The organism is Variovorax brevis (assembly GCF_030317105.1).
GTDB classification, from domain to species: Bacteria; Pseudomonadota; Gammaproteobacteria; order Burkholderiales; family Burkholderiaceae_C; genus Variovorax; species Variovorax brevis.
Window position 1 is genome coordinate 304,378 of the sequence record NZ_JASZYG010000006.1, and the last position, 13,725, is coordinate 318,102.

The following is a 13,725-nucleotide window of genomic DNA, read 5'->3' on the forward strand; positions in this document are numbered from 1 at the left end:
CCGTCAAGTCAAGTAGGTCTCCGCCAGCATCGACCAGTAGGCCGCGCCCAACGGCAGGTTGCTGTCGTTGAAGTCGTAGGCCTGGTTGTGCACCATGCATGCGCCGTGTTCGTCGCCGCGGCCGTTGCCGATCATCAGGTAGGCGCCGGGGCAGCGCTCGAGCATGAAGGCAAAGTCCTCGCTGCCGGTCGATGCCATGCCTTGCGGCTCGACGTGCGCATCGCCCACCAGCGCGCGCCCGATGCTGCGTGCAAACTCGGTTTCCTCCGGCGTGTTGACCAGCACGGCGTAGCCGCGCCGGAAATCGATCTCCGCCCGAACGCCAAAGCATTCCGCCTGACCGATCACGATCGACTTGAGCCGCTGCTCCAGATGGATTCGCATCTCGCGCGTCAGGGCGCGCATGCTGATTTCCATGGTCAGCGTTTGCGGAATCACGTTGTTGGCCTTGCCGGCATGGATCGCGCCCACCGAGACGATCGCCGCCTGCTGCGGATCGGCGTTGCGTGAAACGATGGTCTGCAGCGCCATGATGATGCTGGCCGCCGCCACGATCGGGTCGCGACACAGGTGCGGCATGGCGCCATGGCCGCCGATGCCGGTGAGGGTCACCGTCGCGTAGTCCGAAGACGCCATCGCCGCACCCTCGCGAAACACGAAGTCGCCCTGCCGGCGACCGGGCATGTTGTGCATGGCGTAGACGCTGTCGCAGGGATATTTTTCGAAGAGCCCGTCATCGATCATGCGCAGCGCGCCGCCCATGCCCTCTTCGGCGGGCTGGAAGATCAGGTTGAGGGTGCCCGAGAACTCGCCTTCTTCCGCAAGGTACTTGGCGGCGCCCAGAAGCATGGCCACGTGCCCGTCATGGCCGCAGGCGTGCATGATGCCGGGGCGCCGGCTGCTGTAGGCCAGCCCCGTCTTCTCCTCGATGGGCAAGGCATCCATGTCTGCACGGATGCCGATGCGCTTCTTGCCCCTGCCGCGCTGGAGCCGGCCCACGACACCCGTGCCGCCAATCCCCCGCTCCACCTCGTAGCCCCAAGCCGTCAGCCGTTGCGAGACCAGCGCGCTGGTCTCGTGCTCTTCAAAGCCGAGTTCCGGGTTTTGGTGGATGGTGTGTCTCACCGTTAAAAACTCCGGGGCGTGCTGGTGCATGTACCGCAGGTACTGCGCGGCGCTCTTGGGCATGAACTCCTCCTGACTCTTGTTTTATGGTGGGATCGCGAAAGTCTCGAGGGCTCAGGGGCCCAGGGCCATGGTCGCCGGCAACCGGGTCCACGGCAGGTCGGCCGGATCGGCCGCCATCGGGCCCTTCGCCTTGGCGACCAGAATCGCCTTGGCGATCGGCGCGAAGTCGGCGCGAAAGTGCACCGAACTCTTGTTGACCAGGATCTTCATGTCTTCGGGCGCAATCCCCAGGTAGCGGAAGTGCTCGCGGTCGAGCACCTGCGTTTTCTGGCTGCAGATGGCGATGAGCACCCCCTCCACTTCCACGCAGGCGCTCTGACCGAGGGAGACCGTCATGCCCGCGCCCATCGGCCCTTTCAGAGCCACCTCGCCGTTGCTCAGTTGGCGCACGGTCGCGCGCACGACGACGGGAGGATCGCTTTGCTGCCCGCCCCAAGTCGCGACGGCCTTGCCCACTTGGAGTTGCAATTGCGCACCCAGGCCGGCCGCATGCGAAGCCGCCGCGGCCTCGGGGTCGGCGATCAAGCCAATGGCAACGCGGCCCGGAAAGCACTCGCCGGCCTTCAACGCGAGCAGCGCGCGCAGCATGCCGGTGGTGTTGCCGTCGGCACCGGCACCGGGGTTGTCCTGCGTGTCCGCGATGACCACGGGCCCGCCATCGCCCTGCGCCAGTACCAGCGCTTCGGCCACAGCCGACTCGGGGGTCTTCAGGTCCAGTCGCCATTGGCTGCGTGGCTGGTCGACACGGTCGAAGAGCGCCTGCACGGCGGCCTGCGCCCCATCGCCGTAGCCCCAGATGACCGGGCCGCATTCGGCGATGTCGGCCGCCGGAAAGCCCATCGCAAAACTCAGCACGCAGCCGTGGCGCGCATCGAGTGCCTTCAGCTCTTCGTACACGGCATCGGCCGGCGCCGCCATGGTGCATTGGGCATTGAGGGGCAGCAGAAAGCCCAGGCGCCGCACGGCCAGGCGCTCACGGCCGCCGCGCGCAAGGCGCCGCTGCAGCAAGGTGGCGGCCAGGCGCCCGGTGTCGACCATGTCGACGTGCGGGTAGGTGCGGTAAGCCGTCAGCGCGTCGGCCTGCTCGAGCATGCGCTGCGTGACGTTGGCATGCAGGTCCAGGCTCCCGACGATGGGCACCTGCGGTCCCACGAGCGAGCGCACGCGCACCAACAGTTCGCCCTCGGGGTCCTCCAGATGCTCGGTGACCGCTGCGCCGTGCATGTCGAGATACACCGCGTCGACGCCGCCCTGCGCAATGGCGCTGCGCAGGTCTTCTTCCACCGCCGCGGCGATGCGCTCGAAGGCGTCGCGCGTGACGTGGGCCGAGGGATTGGCGCCCGCCCACGCCGAGGGCACCAAGGTCCATCCTTGGGCGTCGGCCGCGGCGATGAAGCCGCCAAGCGGCAGGATGCTGCCGCGATACGCATCGAGCACCGCCTGTCCGCGCCGGTAGGGCGGGTAGCCCGAACCTTCATTGAAGGCCGCCCACCCCGCCTTGGTCGGCGCGAAGGTGTTGGTCTCGTGGTGAAAGCCGGCAACAAAAACCCTCACGACCGGCCCTCCCGCTGAACGGCCGCCGAGCTGCAAGCCCGACTTTCCTGACGTTGTGATGACCGGATCGCGATGGCACTGCCCCTCAAGTGAAGCGCGCCTGCGCGTTCTCGGCGTCGAGCTCGACCTGGGCCGTCATTTTGGCCAGGCAGTATTCGAACTGATCGATCTGCGCCGGGGTCAGCACGGAGAGCATCGACTTCTCCATCTTGCGGCCCAGGCGGTTGGATTGCTTGACCACTTCCCGCCCGTCGTCGGTCAGGAAAAGATGCACCCAGCGTGCGTCTTCCGCGCCAATCTGGCGCACCAGCAACTTGCGGCGCGCCAGGGCCGTGACGAGCTTTGAAACCAGCGTCTTTTCGAGGAAAGACTGCGCAGACACTTCGCCTTGCGTGATTCCCGGCTCGTGATAGGCCAGGCGCAGCACACGCAACTCTCGCAAGGTGACGCCACACGTCTGTTCATAAATGCCCGTCGCCATGTGCTTGGCCTGTTCGCTGAGTACATCCAGCCGGAAGTTGAGGAAGTCGATGGCAGCACGCGGCATGCAGATCTCCTGTAGTTATCTATTGGAAACAGTTGCCCATTGCAACCATGTCAAGGTTACGATATCAGCATGGGTCGTGTCTACGATGCTCGCTTGCACGGATAGCGCATGCGCGACTTCTCCTGGCGCGACACGCCATTGGAAGACTTGGGTGCGGTGGGCGTCAACACCCACCGTACTCACGAAGTACGGAACAATTCTTTATATTGGTGAAACAACACCATGGCCTGAGAAATGCCCTTCGGCATTGGCCAGGAAGCGATCGACACTGGCCTGCGTCGCTTCCGGAGACCAGCCCGCCATGTGCGGTGTGAGCAACACGTTGTTCATGCCCACCAGCGATTCGGGGCGCTGGGGTTCGCTTTCGTAGACGTCCAGCCCGGCGCCGGCAATGCGCCCTTCGCGCAGCGCCGCGGCAAGGGCTTCTGTGTCGACCACGCTTCCACGCGAGATGTTGATCAGGAAGCCTTCAGGCCCCAACGCGTCGAGTACCCCCGCATTGACGACGTGACGCGTGGCCGGGCCACCCGGTGTGGCGCACACCAGCACGTCGCACCACTTCGCCAGGTCGGCCAGGCTGTCGAAATAGCGGTGCGCCACGCCTTCGCGCGGCTTGCGGTTGTGATAGCCCACCGGCATGTCGAAGCCGCCTGCGCGCTTGGCGATCTTCTGGCCGATGGTGCCCAGGCCGAAAATGCCGATCTTCTTGCCGGACACGTTGGGCGGATGCGGAATCTCCTCGCGCCACACGCCGGCGCGACACTGGATGTCGAGCGTGCGGATGCCGCGCATGATGCCGATGATCAATCCAAAGGCGTGGTCGGCCACGCAATCGTCGTTGGTGCCCTGCCCGTTGGCGGTGACGACGCCGCGCGCCCGCAAGGCATCCATCGGCAAGCCTTCGAATCCCGCGCCCATGCAGCACACCAGTTCAACGGCCGGCATGGCGGCCAGTTCCTGAGCGGTGATGCCGATCACGCCGATGGTCAGCACCGCCCGAAAGCTCTCCCCTTTCTGGGCGATGGCCGCGGCCCGCGCATCGGGCGTCGGGGCGTAGGTGATGTCGTAGACCGCGCCGATCTGCGCCTGATGCGCGGGTGAAAGGCTGTTGAGGATGAGCAGGGGAATCTTGTCGGACATCGAAAACGGCTCCTGGATCGGTGTGGGGCCCGCCGCCTGCACGGCGCAGGCGGCGGGCGCGGGGTTTCAAAGAATCTGCGGCGCTTCGATCTTTTGCAGTGCCCACATCTGGGCGTAGCGCCCCTGGCGGGCCAGCAGTTCGGCATGCGTGCCGCGCTCGACGATCACGCCGGCTTCGAGCACCAGGATTTCGTGCGCGTCGACCACCGTCGACAGGCGGTGCGCAATCACCAGCGTGGTCTTGTTCTGCGACGCGCTTTTCAGCTCGGCCTGGATGGCGCGCTCGTTGGCGGAATCGAGGGCCGAGGTGGCTTCGTCGAAGATCAACACCGGTGGGTCCTTGAGCATCGTCCGGGCAATCGCCACACGCTGCTTCTCGCCGCCCGACAGCTTCAGCCCCCGCTCGCCCACCGTCGTTTCATAGCCCTTGGGCGTGGCCATGATGAAGTCGTGAATGCGCGCGGCCTTGGCGGCGGCGACCACCTCCTCATGCGTCGCGCCGGGGCGGCCGTAGGCGATGTTGTATTCCACCGTGTCGTTGAAGAGCACCGTGTCCTGCGGCACGATGCCGATGGCCTCGCGCAGGCTGGATTGCGTCACGCGGCGGATGTCTTCGCCGCCGATGGTGATGCGGCCGTGCTGCATGTCGTAGAAGCGGTACATGAGCCGTGCCAGCGTCGACTTGCCGGAACCCGAAGGGCCCACCACCGCCACCGTCTTGCCCGCCGGAATCTCGAAGCTCACGTGGTGCAGGATGGGCCGCGCCGCCTCGTACGCAAAGCTCACGTCCTCGAAACGCACGGTGGCGTCGCCCGATTCGCGCCAGCGAAGGGGCGTGGCGCCTGGCGCGTCGGCCACTTCGCGGTCGCGCTCGAGCAGCACGAACATCTTGTCCAGGTCCGTCAGGTTCTGCTTGATCTCGCGGTAGATCACGCCCAGGAAGTTGAGCGGGATGTAGAGCTGGATCATGAAGGCGTTGACCATGACCAGGTCACCCAGCGTCATGCGGCCGTCGACCACGCCCTGCGTGGCGCGGTACAGCATCGCGACCAGGCTCACGGCGATCAGCATCTGCTGGCCGGTGTTGAGCAGCGACAGCGTGGTCTGGCTCTTGACGGCGGCGCGGCGGTAGCGCTCCAGGTTTTCGTCGTAGCGCCGGGCCTCGAACTCCTCGTTGTTGAAGTACTTGACGGTCTCGTAGTTCAGCAGCGAGTCGATGGCGCGGCTCTGCGCCTTGGAGCCCAGCTCGTTCATCATCCGGCGAAACTGCGTTCGCCATTCGGTCACCGTCACCGTGAAGACGATGTAGATGACCAGTGCCGAACCCGTGATCACCGCAAACCACGGATCGAACTTGACCGAAAGAATCGTGAGCACCAGCACCAGCTCGATCAAGGTCGGCACGATGCTGTAGAGCGAATACGAAATGAGCGAGTGCACCGCCGCCGTGCCCCGTTCGATGTCGCGCGTCATGCCGCCCGTCTGGCGCTCCAGGTGGAAGCGCAGGCTCAGGGCGTGCAGGTGACGAAACACCTCCAGCGAAATGCTGCGGGACGCGCCCTCCGTGGCCTTCGCAAAGATGAGCTCGCGCAGCTCGGTGAACAGCGAGGTCGAAAAGCGCAACAAGCCGTAGCCCAGCAGCAGCGCGATCGGGACGACCAGCAGCGCACGCGCGTCGCCCGGCTTGAGCGTCATGGCGTCCACCAGGTTCTTGAGCAGAACCGGCACGCCGACGTTGGCGACCTTGGCGCCGACCATGAAGGCCAGCGCGAAGATCACCCGCCATTTGTAACGCCAGAGGTAGGGAAAAAGACGCCGGAGCGTGGCCACGTCGGAGCGGTCGCTGCGCGCGGGCGGGTGGGCACCCGTGGTGCCGTGAGGGGGTGAGGAAAGGGCTTCGCCGCTGCGACGCATGAGGGACAATCGTGGGTGTTTGTTTCCACAGATTGTGCCCATGTCCACTATTTCCAGCGCCAACGTTGCTGCGACCCTCAAGAGCCTGCCGGCCGATATGGAGCTGGTGCTCAAGGTCATCCCCATGCCGGCCGACTGCAATGCCAACGGCGACATCTTCGGCGGATGGGTGATGGCGCAGGTCGACCTGGCCGGTTCGGTGATCCCGGCGCGCTACGCCAAGGGGCGTCAGGCGACCGTCGCGGTCAATGAATTCATCTTCAAGCAGCCGGTGCGGCTGGGCGACATCCTGTCGTTCTATTCGTCGCTGGTGCGCGTGGGCCGCACGTCGATCACCGTCAAGGTCGAGGTGTTTGCCGAGCGTTTCCGCAAGCAGGGCGAATACATCAAGGTGACGGAGGCGACGCTGACCTACGTCGCCATCGACGAGAACGGCCGGCCGCGGCCGATCGAAGCCGACGCGGCCTGAACCTCTTGCTGGTTCGTCAGGCGTCTCCGGAGGATTGCGCGGCCATTGCGCGCGTGCACGTTGCGTCGTGGCAGTCGGCGTACCGCAATCTGCTGCCTGCGGAATTTCTCGCGGGGCTTTCTGTCGAGGATCGCGAGAGCCTGTGGCGCAAGGCGATCCAGCAAGGCGCACCGCAGCTTCTGGTGGCGTGCGACGGCGGCGAGGTGCTTGGTTTTACGGCATTCGGCGCCACGCGCGACCGGGACGCCGCGCCTTCGTGCATGGAACTGTGGGCCATCTACCTGCGTCCGGACGCCTGGGGCCTTGGCATGGGCCGGGCACTCTGGCTCGACGCCAGGGAGCGCATACGCGCCTCGGGTGCGACAAAGGCCAGCTTGTGGGTCATCGAGGGCAACGCGCAAGCCATGCGTTTCTACGAGGCAGCAGGATTCACACCCGAAGCCAGTTCCAGACAAGCTTTCGAACTTGGCGGCGTGACCCTGCACGAGCTTCGTTACGTACAGGCGATCATTCCTTCGAACAACGCTGAAAAAGCTCCCCGTTGAGGCCGCAACGCATCCATTAGAGTTGCGGGCAAACAATCGGGGAGGATTCATGCTGAACAAGCATTTGAAGGAGGTCGCCGCGGCCAACGCCGCAGGGACGGCCAGCGTTGCGTTGCCGCAGACACCGTGGCCGGACTACATGCCGACGCTCAACGTCGGCCTTTCTGGGAGCCCCATCGCCGCCGTGCTGCCGACGGACATCTGGGTGACGCCACCGGCTGCCGAGGTTCCGCGCGACAAGGCCCGATGGAGCGGCATCTGGAACGGATGGGCGCGTTTTGCCCGGCAATGCGACGTCAAGATTGCGGTGGAGCACGTCACGCCGCACGGCGCGGCGATTGCCTATGCCAGCGCCAGTGCGGCCAAGGTCATCAGGGAGCGCGCCGTGGGGGAATTCGTCGGCGACGAACTGCACGTGCGCCTGCAAACGGGCGGCGTGAAGCTCATCTTGCGACTGCGAAACGCCGGCGTCATGGAGATATCACTATGGAAGCCGGACACCGAGCTTGTGTCCGCCGGCGTGCTGAGCCCGGCATCGCCAGACCCAGCGCTTCGTGACGCGCCCTGACGGGCGCCACTTTCAGACCTTCGAGAAGTCCGGCTTGCGCTTTTCCATGAAGGCCGAGAAGGCTTCCTTCGCGGCCGGCGAGCGCATCGCGCTGGCGAAGCTCACGCTTTCCACGCCGATGCGCTCCTGCACCGCCGACTGCTGACCCATCTTGAGCAGGCGCTTGGTCTCGACCAGTGCCGACAGCGGCTTGCCGGCGAGCTTGCGGGCTTGCGCTTGCGCAATGCCATTGGCTTCGGTCGGCGGCACGACGCGGTTCACCAGGCCCACTTCGAGCGCGGCTTCGGCCATGAAGGGCTCGCCGAGCAGCAAGGCTTCGGCGGCGCGGTGGTAGCCGAACATCTGCGGCGCCAGGATGCTCGAAGCCGCCTCGGGCACCAGGCCCAGGTTGACGAAGGGCATCGAGAAGGCCGCGTTGTCGCCAGCGTAGACCAGGTCGCAATGGAACAACAAGGTGGTGCCGATGCCGACGGCCGGGCCGCAAACGGCCGCGACGATCGGCTTCGGGAAGGCGGCGATGGTGCGCAGGAAGCGGATCGCGGGCGATTCGCTCTCGGCTTGCTGCGCCGGTGCAGCAGCCTGTGCCATGAAGTCGTTGATGTCATTGCCCGCGCTGAAGATCGTCGGGTCGCCCTGGATCAGCACGGTGCGCACGGCTGCATCGGCGCCGGCCTGCTCGAGCGCGTCGGACAGCGTGTTGTACATCGCGCCAGTGATCGAGTTCTTGCGATCGACGCGGTTGAAAGTCAGGGTCATCACACCGGCTTCGGTGTGGACAAGGATGTCGCTCATGATGTTCGATTCAGTTGGTTGGTAAATGGTCGGGCTGGGTGCGTGAAGAAATCGTAGCGAGCGGCCCGAGGTCGCGTCGAGGACCGCAGTCGTACTCCCGTACGACGAGGACCACAGATGCGAGATCGGGCCGCGCAGCAGATTTATTCATGCACCCAGCGATTCGCGGACGAAGTCCAGGCGGTCCTGGCCCCAGAACATCTCACTGCCGACGAACATGGTGGGGGCGCCAAACACACCACGTTCCACGGCTTCCTGCGTCACGGCTTTCAGTCGGTCCTTGACCTCCTGCTCGGCCGTCAGGGCGAGGATTTTGCCCGCATCGAAGCCCGCGCCCTGCAGCACGGCACCGACGGTGGCCGGGTCATTCATGTTGCGGCCGTCAGCCCACATCGCCTGGTACATCGCATCGACGTACGCGCGAAAGCGCTCGGGCTCGCGCATCTGCACGCCGGTGGCACCGCGCATCATGAGCAGCGTGTTGATCGGGAAATGCGGGTTGTGCTGGTAGGGAACGCTGTAGCGGCGGGCAAAGCGCTGGAGGTCGTCCACCATGTACGGCGCCTTGGCGGGAATCTCGGCCGGCGAACGGTTGCCCGTGGCCTGGAACACGCCGCCGAGCAGCATCGGCTTCCACACCAGTTCGGCGCCCGTGTCGGCGCAGATGTGCGGCAGTTGCGTGTACGCCAGGTATGCGGCGGGGCTGCCGAAGTCGAAGTAGAAGTCCACCTTTTTTGTCATGTTGTCTCCTTGTCGGTGCGACGGCTTCAGAACTTTTCAGACCACGGGCGCAGGTCGAGTTCGTGCGTCCACGCGTCGCGCGGTTGGCGGTGCAGCATCGCGTAGGTGTCGGCGATGTGCTCGGGGTTCAGGATGCCGTCCTGCGACTTGAGTGCATAGCGATCCGGGAAGTTGCTGCGGATGAACTCGGTGTCGATGGCGCCGTCGACGACGACGTGCGCCACGTGGATGCCTTGCGGGCCCAGTTCGCGCGCCATGCTTTGCGCCAGCGCGCGCAAGGCCATCTTGGCGCCGGAGAAGGCACCGAAGTTCGCGCCACCGCGCAGCGATGCCGTGGCGCCGGTGAAGATGATGGTGCCGCGATGGCCGCTCTCGGGCATCGGGCGCGCCACCATGCGCTTGGCCACTTCACGCGCGTTCAGGAAGCCCGAAAGGCAGGCCATCTCCCACACCTTGAAATATTTGCGCGCGGTCTCGGTGAGGATGCTCTCGGGCACGTTCGCGCCGATGTTGAACACCATCACCTCGATGGGGCCGACGGTCGATTCGATCTTGTCGACCAGGGCGATGACTTCTTCTTCCTTGCGGGCGTCGCTGGCGAACGCGTGGGCCACGCCGCCTTCGGCTTCGATCTGCGCGACCAGCGGTTGCAGCTTGTCGAGGCTTCGGCGCGTGACGCAGGTCGCGTAGCCCTCCTTCGCGAAACGGCGCGCGATGGCGCCACCCGTGGCGTCACCGGCGCCGACGATGAATGCTGACTTTTCGGTGTTTGCCATGCGGGTCATTCCTTGAAGTAGACGATCTGGTTGCTGGTGGCGAGCAGGTGACCCCTCTCGCTCCACAAGTGTGCGCTCTGATCGAAAAATCCGTTGCGAAGGCGCTGTGCAAACGCACGGCCCAGCAGGTAGCCCGTGCCGACCTCGGCCATCTGCGCCGCGTCGGTATGGAAATAGGTCGTGATCGACACCGTGCCGGCCGGCACACGCTTCGCGCGGCGCAACCACACGCGCGGAAAGAACATGTCGCTCATGGCCGTGAGCGACGCAAAGTCGAGCGGGCGCGGTGTCGCGTCACGCATCCACAGGCGGGTTTCGCTGTGGGTGCCGCTGCCATCCCAGGTGGAAGGAACCACGCCGCTGATCGGGCGCATGTCGTATTGGTCCAGCCACTTCACGCCCGAGGGGCCGAAGCTCATGCGTGCCACGTCCGAAGGGCGCGGCACGTCGGGCATCGGCACATCGCTCTCGCTCCACGTCTCGCGGCGGGCGGCCGTGACGACGGTGGCGGTGGTGTTGACCTGCGGCACGCCGTTGGCGTCCGGCTGGGTGATCTGCACCGTCCAGTGTTGTGTCGAACGGTTGGTGCGCACGGCGGTGGTCTGCACGTCGAACGGTCCGGCTTCAACGGCAGCGGCGAAGTTCACCGTCAGCGAAAGCGGAGTCCCGAGCAGGTCGGGATGCTTCAGCACCGACTGCAGCGCGATGGCGGTAGTGGCACCGCCGAAGGGGCCCACCATGTTCCAGAAATGCGGACTCGTGGCACCGGTGAAATGGCCCGTGCGGATGTCGCTGGGCGCCAGTGCAAGGGCTTGGTCGAAGGGGTGTTGCATGCTCGTCATGATGGGCAGTGTGCCTTCGTTGGAGTGCATCACGCAGTCGTGTGCGTGACGCCGGATGGATGTGCGGAAGTGAGCGCGGCAAGGCGCTGGAGCTTGTCGAGCGTGCTAGGCCACAGGCTCTGGCTGAACTGCTCGCGGAAGAAGCCGAAGTGGCCGATGCGCTTGGCCTTCACGTCGGCGGGTGCGATGCGCTCCAGCGCGGTCGGCGCACCGGAGTAGAAGCTCAGCAGGCTGTGCGTGCCGGCCAGCGTCATGAGTTCGTCGTCGGTCATCGACAGCGCGAGCACCGGAAAGCGCACGCGACCGTAGCTGCGCGCCGCGTGTTCGCCCTCGGCGCCGACGCTGTAGCGCGGGTTCAGGCACCAGCGCCGCCATTGCAGGACCACGCCGCGCGGCAAGTCGCCCACCTTCCTGAGCTTGCGACCCGGGAAGTAGCCGAACAGGCGCGTGGCCAGCGGCACGAGCACAAACCAGAAATACAGGACGCTGCGCCGCAACTTCGGCGCGTTCTCGCGCCAGTAACCGCTGCCCGCGGCGATGCTGATGAGGCCATCGACCTGCTCGGGACGGCACAGGAAACCCGGCAACTGCGCGCCGAGGCTGTGGCCCAGGAGGTACAGCGGCTGATCGGGCAGCGTCGCCTTGGCGGCGTCGATGACCGCTTCGTAGTCGCGCGCCCAGTCAAAAAGATCGGCATCGACGTCGCGAAGCGACGCATCGCCGAGCGAATCGCCCGCGCCGCGGTAATCGAAGGTCCAGACGCGCAGGCCTTGCTCGGTGAGCCACTCGGCGAAGGGCTGGTAGAACGATTGCCGCACGCCCATTGCACCGCCGATGACGATGCTGGCGCGCGGAGGGTCGGCGGGTTCGTAGCGGCGCACCGCGATCTGCGAACCGCCGCTGACCGCGAGCTGTTGTGTCTGCATACCTTGTCTCCTCGTGTTTGCCGACACGCGTTCGCGGTGTCTTTTTCTTCTGAAGGCGCTTAGACGCGTTCGAAGATGCCTGCAGCGCCCTGGCCCATGCCCACGCACATCGTGACCATGCCGTACTTCAGGTTCTTGCGGCGCAGCGCATGCACCACGGTCGCCGAACGGATTGCGCCGGTCGCGCCGAGCGGGTGGCCCAGTGCAATGGCGCCGCCCATCGGGTTGACCTTCGAGGGGTCGAGGCCCAGCGTGTTCATCACCGCGAGCGACTGCGCGGCGAAGGCTTCGTTCAGTTCGTACCAGTCGATGTCGTCCTGCTTCAGGCCGGCGTAGCGCAGCGCGGCGGGGATCGCCTCGATCGGGCCGATGCCCATGATGTGCGGCGGCACGCCCTTGCTCGCGAAGCTCACGAAACGCGCCAGCGGCGTGAGGCCGAAGCGCTTGACGGCATCGCCGCTGGCCAAAATCAGCGCGCCGGCGCCATCGGAGGTTTGCGAGCTGTTGCCTGCCGTGACCGAGCCCCGTGCGGAGAAGACCGTGCGCAGCTTGGCCAGGCCTTCGATGCTGGTGTCCGGACGCGCGCCTTCGTCGAGCGAGACGATGCGGCTCTTGGCGATGGCTTCGCCCGTTTCGAGGTTGGCCGTGCGGTCGGTCACTTCGATAGGCGTGATTTCGTCGGCGAACTCGCCGGCTTGCTGAGCGGCGATGGCCTTCTGGTGCGATTGCAGCGCGAAGGCGTCTTGCGCCTCGCGGCTCACCTTCCACTGCTGCGCCACCTTCTCGGCCGTGAGGCCCATACCGTAGGCGATGCCCACGTCACCGTCGCGCTCGAAGATCGAGGGCGAGAGCGAGGGCGAGTTGCCCATCATCGGCACCATGCTCATGCTTTCGACGCCGGCCGCGATCATCACTTCGGCTTCGCCGACGCGGATGCGGTCTGCGGCCATCTGCACGGCCGAGAGGCCCGATGCGCAAAAACGGTTGACGGTGATGCCACCCACGCTGGTCGGCAGGCCCGCCAGCACCGCGCCGATGCGCGCGACGTTCAGGCCCTGCTGCGCTTCAGGAATCGCGCAACCGCAGATGATGTCTTCGATCGCCTTCGGATCGAGGTTGGGCACCGCGGCGAGCGCCGCCTTCAGCGTCGTCGCCAGCAGGTCGTCAGGACGGGTGTTGCGGAAGAAACCGCGATGCGAACGGCCAATCGGCGTGCGGGTGGCGGCGACGATGTAGGCGTCTTGAACTTGTTTCATGGAAAGCTCCTGGTATTTACTCCTTCCCCCTCCGGGGGAAGGCCGGGATGGGGGCAGACGGCACTCAACTCACCGAGTCGATTCAAGATCGTCTGCATCACCCCTTCAAAATTGATAAACGGCTCGTTGGACGCGAAGCGCAAGACCTCGAACCCCTGCGCATTGAAAAACGCCGTGCGCTTCGCGTCGTAGCCTTGCTGCACCAGATGCTGAGAACCGTCGAGTTCAACGATCAGCTTTGGTGCAAGACATGCGAAATCCGCGATGTAGCTGCCCAAGGGGTGCTGACGGCGGAACTTCACGCCCAGTTGCTCGCTGCGCAGGCCGGTCCAGAGCTTGCGCTCGGAGTCGGTCATGTCGCGACGCAATGTTTTTGCGTTGCGTTGGGCGACTGGGGTGGATTGGTTGCGCATCGGCGTTATTGAGGCTGCTTGCCCCCATCCCGGCCTTCCCCCGGAGGGGGAAGG

15 protein-coding genes are annotated in these 13,725 nt (G+C 65.5%); 3 read left to right on the plus strand and 12 right to left on the minus strand.

Annotated elements, in window-relative coordinates:
• Positions 1 to 3: 3 nt before the first annotated feature.
• The 5 genes from QTI66_RS20955 to QTI66_RS20975 form a co-directional block, all read right to left on the minus strand.
• A complete protein-coding gene (locus QTI66_RS20955; RefSeq protein ID WP_286561785.1) occupies positions 4 to 1,188 on the minus strand; it encodes a M20 aminoacylase family protein in 1,185 nt (394 codons plus the stop codon).
• A gap of 51 nt (positions 1,189 to 1,239) precedes the next feature.
• Positions 1,240 to 2,742: a M81 family metallopeptidase gene (locus QTI66_RS20960; RefSeq protein WP_286561786.1), complete on the minus strand. Its 1,503-nt coding sequence runs from the start codon at positions 2,740 to 2,742 to the stop codon at positions 1,240 to 1,242.
• An 85-nt stretch (positions 2,743 to 2,827) separates the two neighbouring features.
• Positions 2,828 to 3,289 carry a MarR family winged helix-turn-helix transcriptional regulator gene (locus QTI66_RS20965; protein WP_286561787.1) on the minus strand — a complete coding sequence of 154 codons (462 nt, stop codon included), beginning with the start codon at positions 3,287 to 3,289 and terminating at the stop codon, positions 2,828 to 2,830.
• Positions 3,290 to 3,490: 201 nt separating this feature from the next.
• Positions 3,491 to 4,429 (minus strand): 2-hydroxyacid dehydrogenase, encoded by a 939-nt coding sequence (locus tag QTI66_RS20970; RefSeq protein WP_286561788.1) that lies wholly within the window; start codon positions 4,427 to 4,429, stop codon positions 3,491 to 3,493.
• A gap of 66 nt (positions 4,430 to 4,495) precedes the next feature.
• On the minus strand, positions 4,496 to 6,343 hold the full coding sequence (locus QTI66_RS20975) for an ABCB family ABC transporter ATP-binding protein/permease (protein WP_286561789.1): 1,848 nt from the start codon (positions 6,341 to 6,343) through the stop codon (positions 4,496 to 4,498).
• Positions 6,344 to 6,383: 40 nt separating this feature from the next.
• On the opposite strand from QTI66_RS20975, the gene QTI66_RS20980 reads away from it, so the two are divergent.
• The 3 genes from QTI66_RS20980 to QTI66_RS20990 are packed head-to-tail and all read left to right on the plus strand — an operon-like array spanning position 6,384 to position 7,925.
• Complete coding sequence (locus QTI66_RS20980) at positions 6,384 to 6,812, plus strand: acyl-CoA thioesterase (protein ID WP_286561791.1); 429 nt, start codon at positions 6,384 to 6,386, stop codon at positions 6,810 to 6,812.
• Between the two features lie 5 nt (positions 6,813 to 6,817).
• A complete protein-coding gene (locus QTI66_RS20985; RefSeq protein WP_286561792.1) occupies positions 6,818 to 7,357 on the plus strand; it encodes a GNAT family N-acetyltransferase in 540 nt (179 codons plus the stop codon).
• A 49-nt stretch (positions 7,358 to 7,406) separates the two neighbouring features.
• Positions 7,407 to 7,925 (plus strand): hypothetical protein, encoded by a 519-nt coding sequence (locus tag QTI66_RS20990; protein ID WP_286561793.1) that lies wholly within the window; start codon positions 7,407 to 7,409, stop codon positions 7,923 to 7,925.
• A gap of 12 nt (positions 7,926 to 7,937) precedes the next feature.
• Here QTI66_RS20990 and QTI66_RS20995 read toward each other — a convergent pair whose 3' ends face one another.
• The 7 genes from QTI66_RS20995 to QTI66_RS21025 all read right to left on the minus strand — a co-directional run bounded on the left by QTI66_RS20995 (position 7,938) and on the right by QTI66_RS21025 (position 13,671).
• Positions 7,938 to 8,717, minus strand: coding sequence for an enoyl-CoA hydratase (locus QTI66_RS20995; protein WP_286561794.1), 780 nt, complete (start codon positions 8,715 to 8,717; stop codon positions 7,938 to 7,940).
• Positions 8,718 to 8,864: 147 nt separating this feature from the next.
• A complete protein-coding gene (locus QTI66_RS21000) occupies positions 8,865 to 9,458 on the minus strand; it encodes a 2-hydroxychromene-2-carboxylate isomerase (RefSeq protein ID WP_286561795.1) in 594 nt (197 codons plus the stop codon).
• Between the two features lie 26 nt (positions 9,459 to 9,484).
• A complete protein-coding gene (locus QTI66_RS21005) occupies positions 9,485 to 10,243 on the minus strand; it encodes an SDR family oxidoreductase (protein WP_444815028.1) in 759 nt (252 codons plus the stop codon).
• Complete coding sequence (locus QTI66_RS21010) at positions 10,240 to 11,076, minus strand: acyl-CoA thioesterase (RefSeq protein ID WP_286561990.1); 837 nt, start codon at positions 11,074 to 11,076, stop codon at positions 10,240 to 10,242. The genes QTI66_RS21005 and QTI66_RS21010 overlap by 4 nt, the downstream gene beginning before the upstream one ends.
• Positions 11,077 to 11,105: 29 nt before the next feature.
• On the minus strand, positions 11,106 to 12,002 hold the full coding sequence (locus QTI66_RS21015) for an alpha/beta hydrolase family protein (protein ID WP_286561798.1): 897 nt from the start codon (positions 12,000 to 12,002) through the stop codon (positions 11,106 to 11,108).
• 59 nt (positions 12,003 to 12,061) lie between these two features.
• Positions 12,062 to 13,258 (minus strand): acetyl-CoA C-acyltransferase, encoded by a 1,197-nt coding sequence (locus QTI66_RS21020; protein WP_286561799.1) that lies wholly within the window; start codon positions 13,256 to 13,258, stop codon positions 12,062 to 12,064.
• Positions 13,255 to 13,671 (minus strand): endonuclease domain-containing protein, encoded by a 417-nt coding sequence (locus tag QTI66_RS21025; protein ID WP_286561800.1) that lies wholly within the window; start codon positions 13,669 to 13,671, stop codon positions 13,255 to 13,257. The genes QTI66_RS21020 and QTI66_RS21025 overlap by 4 nt, the downstream gene beginning before the upstream one ends.
• Between the last annotated feature and the right edge of the window lie 54 nt (positions 13,672 to 13,725).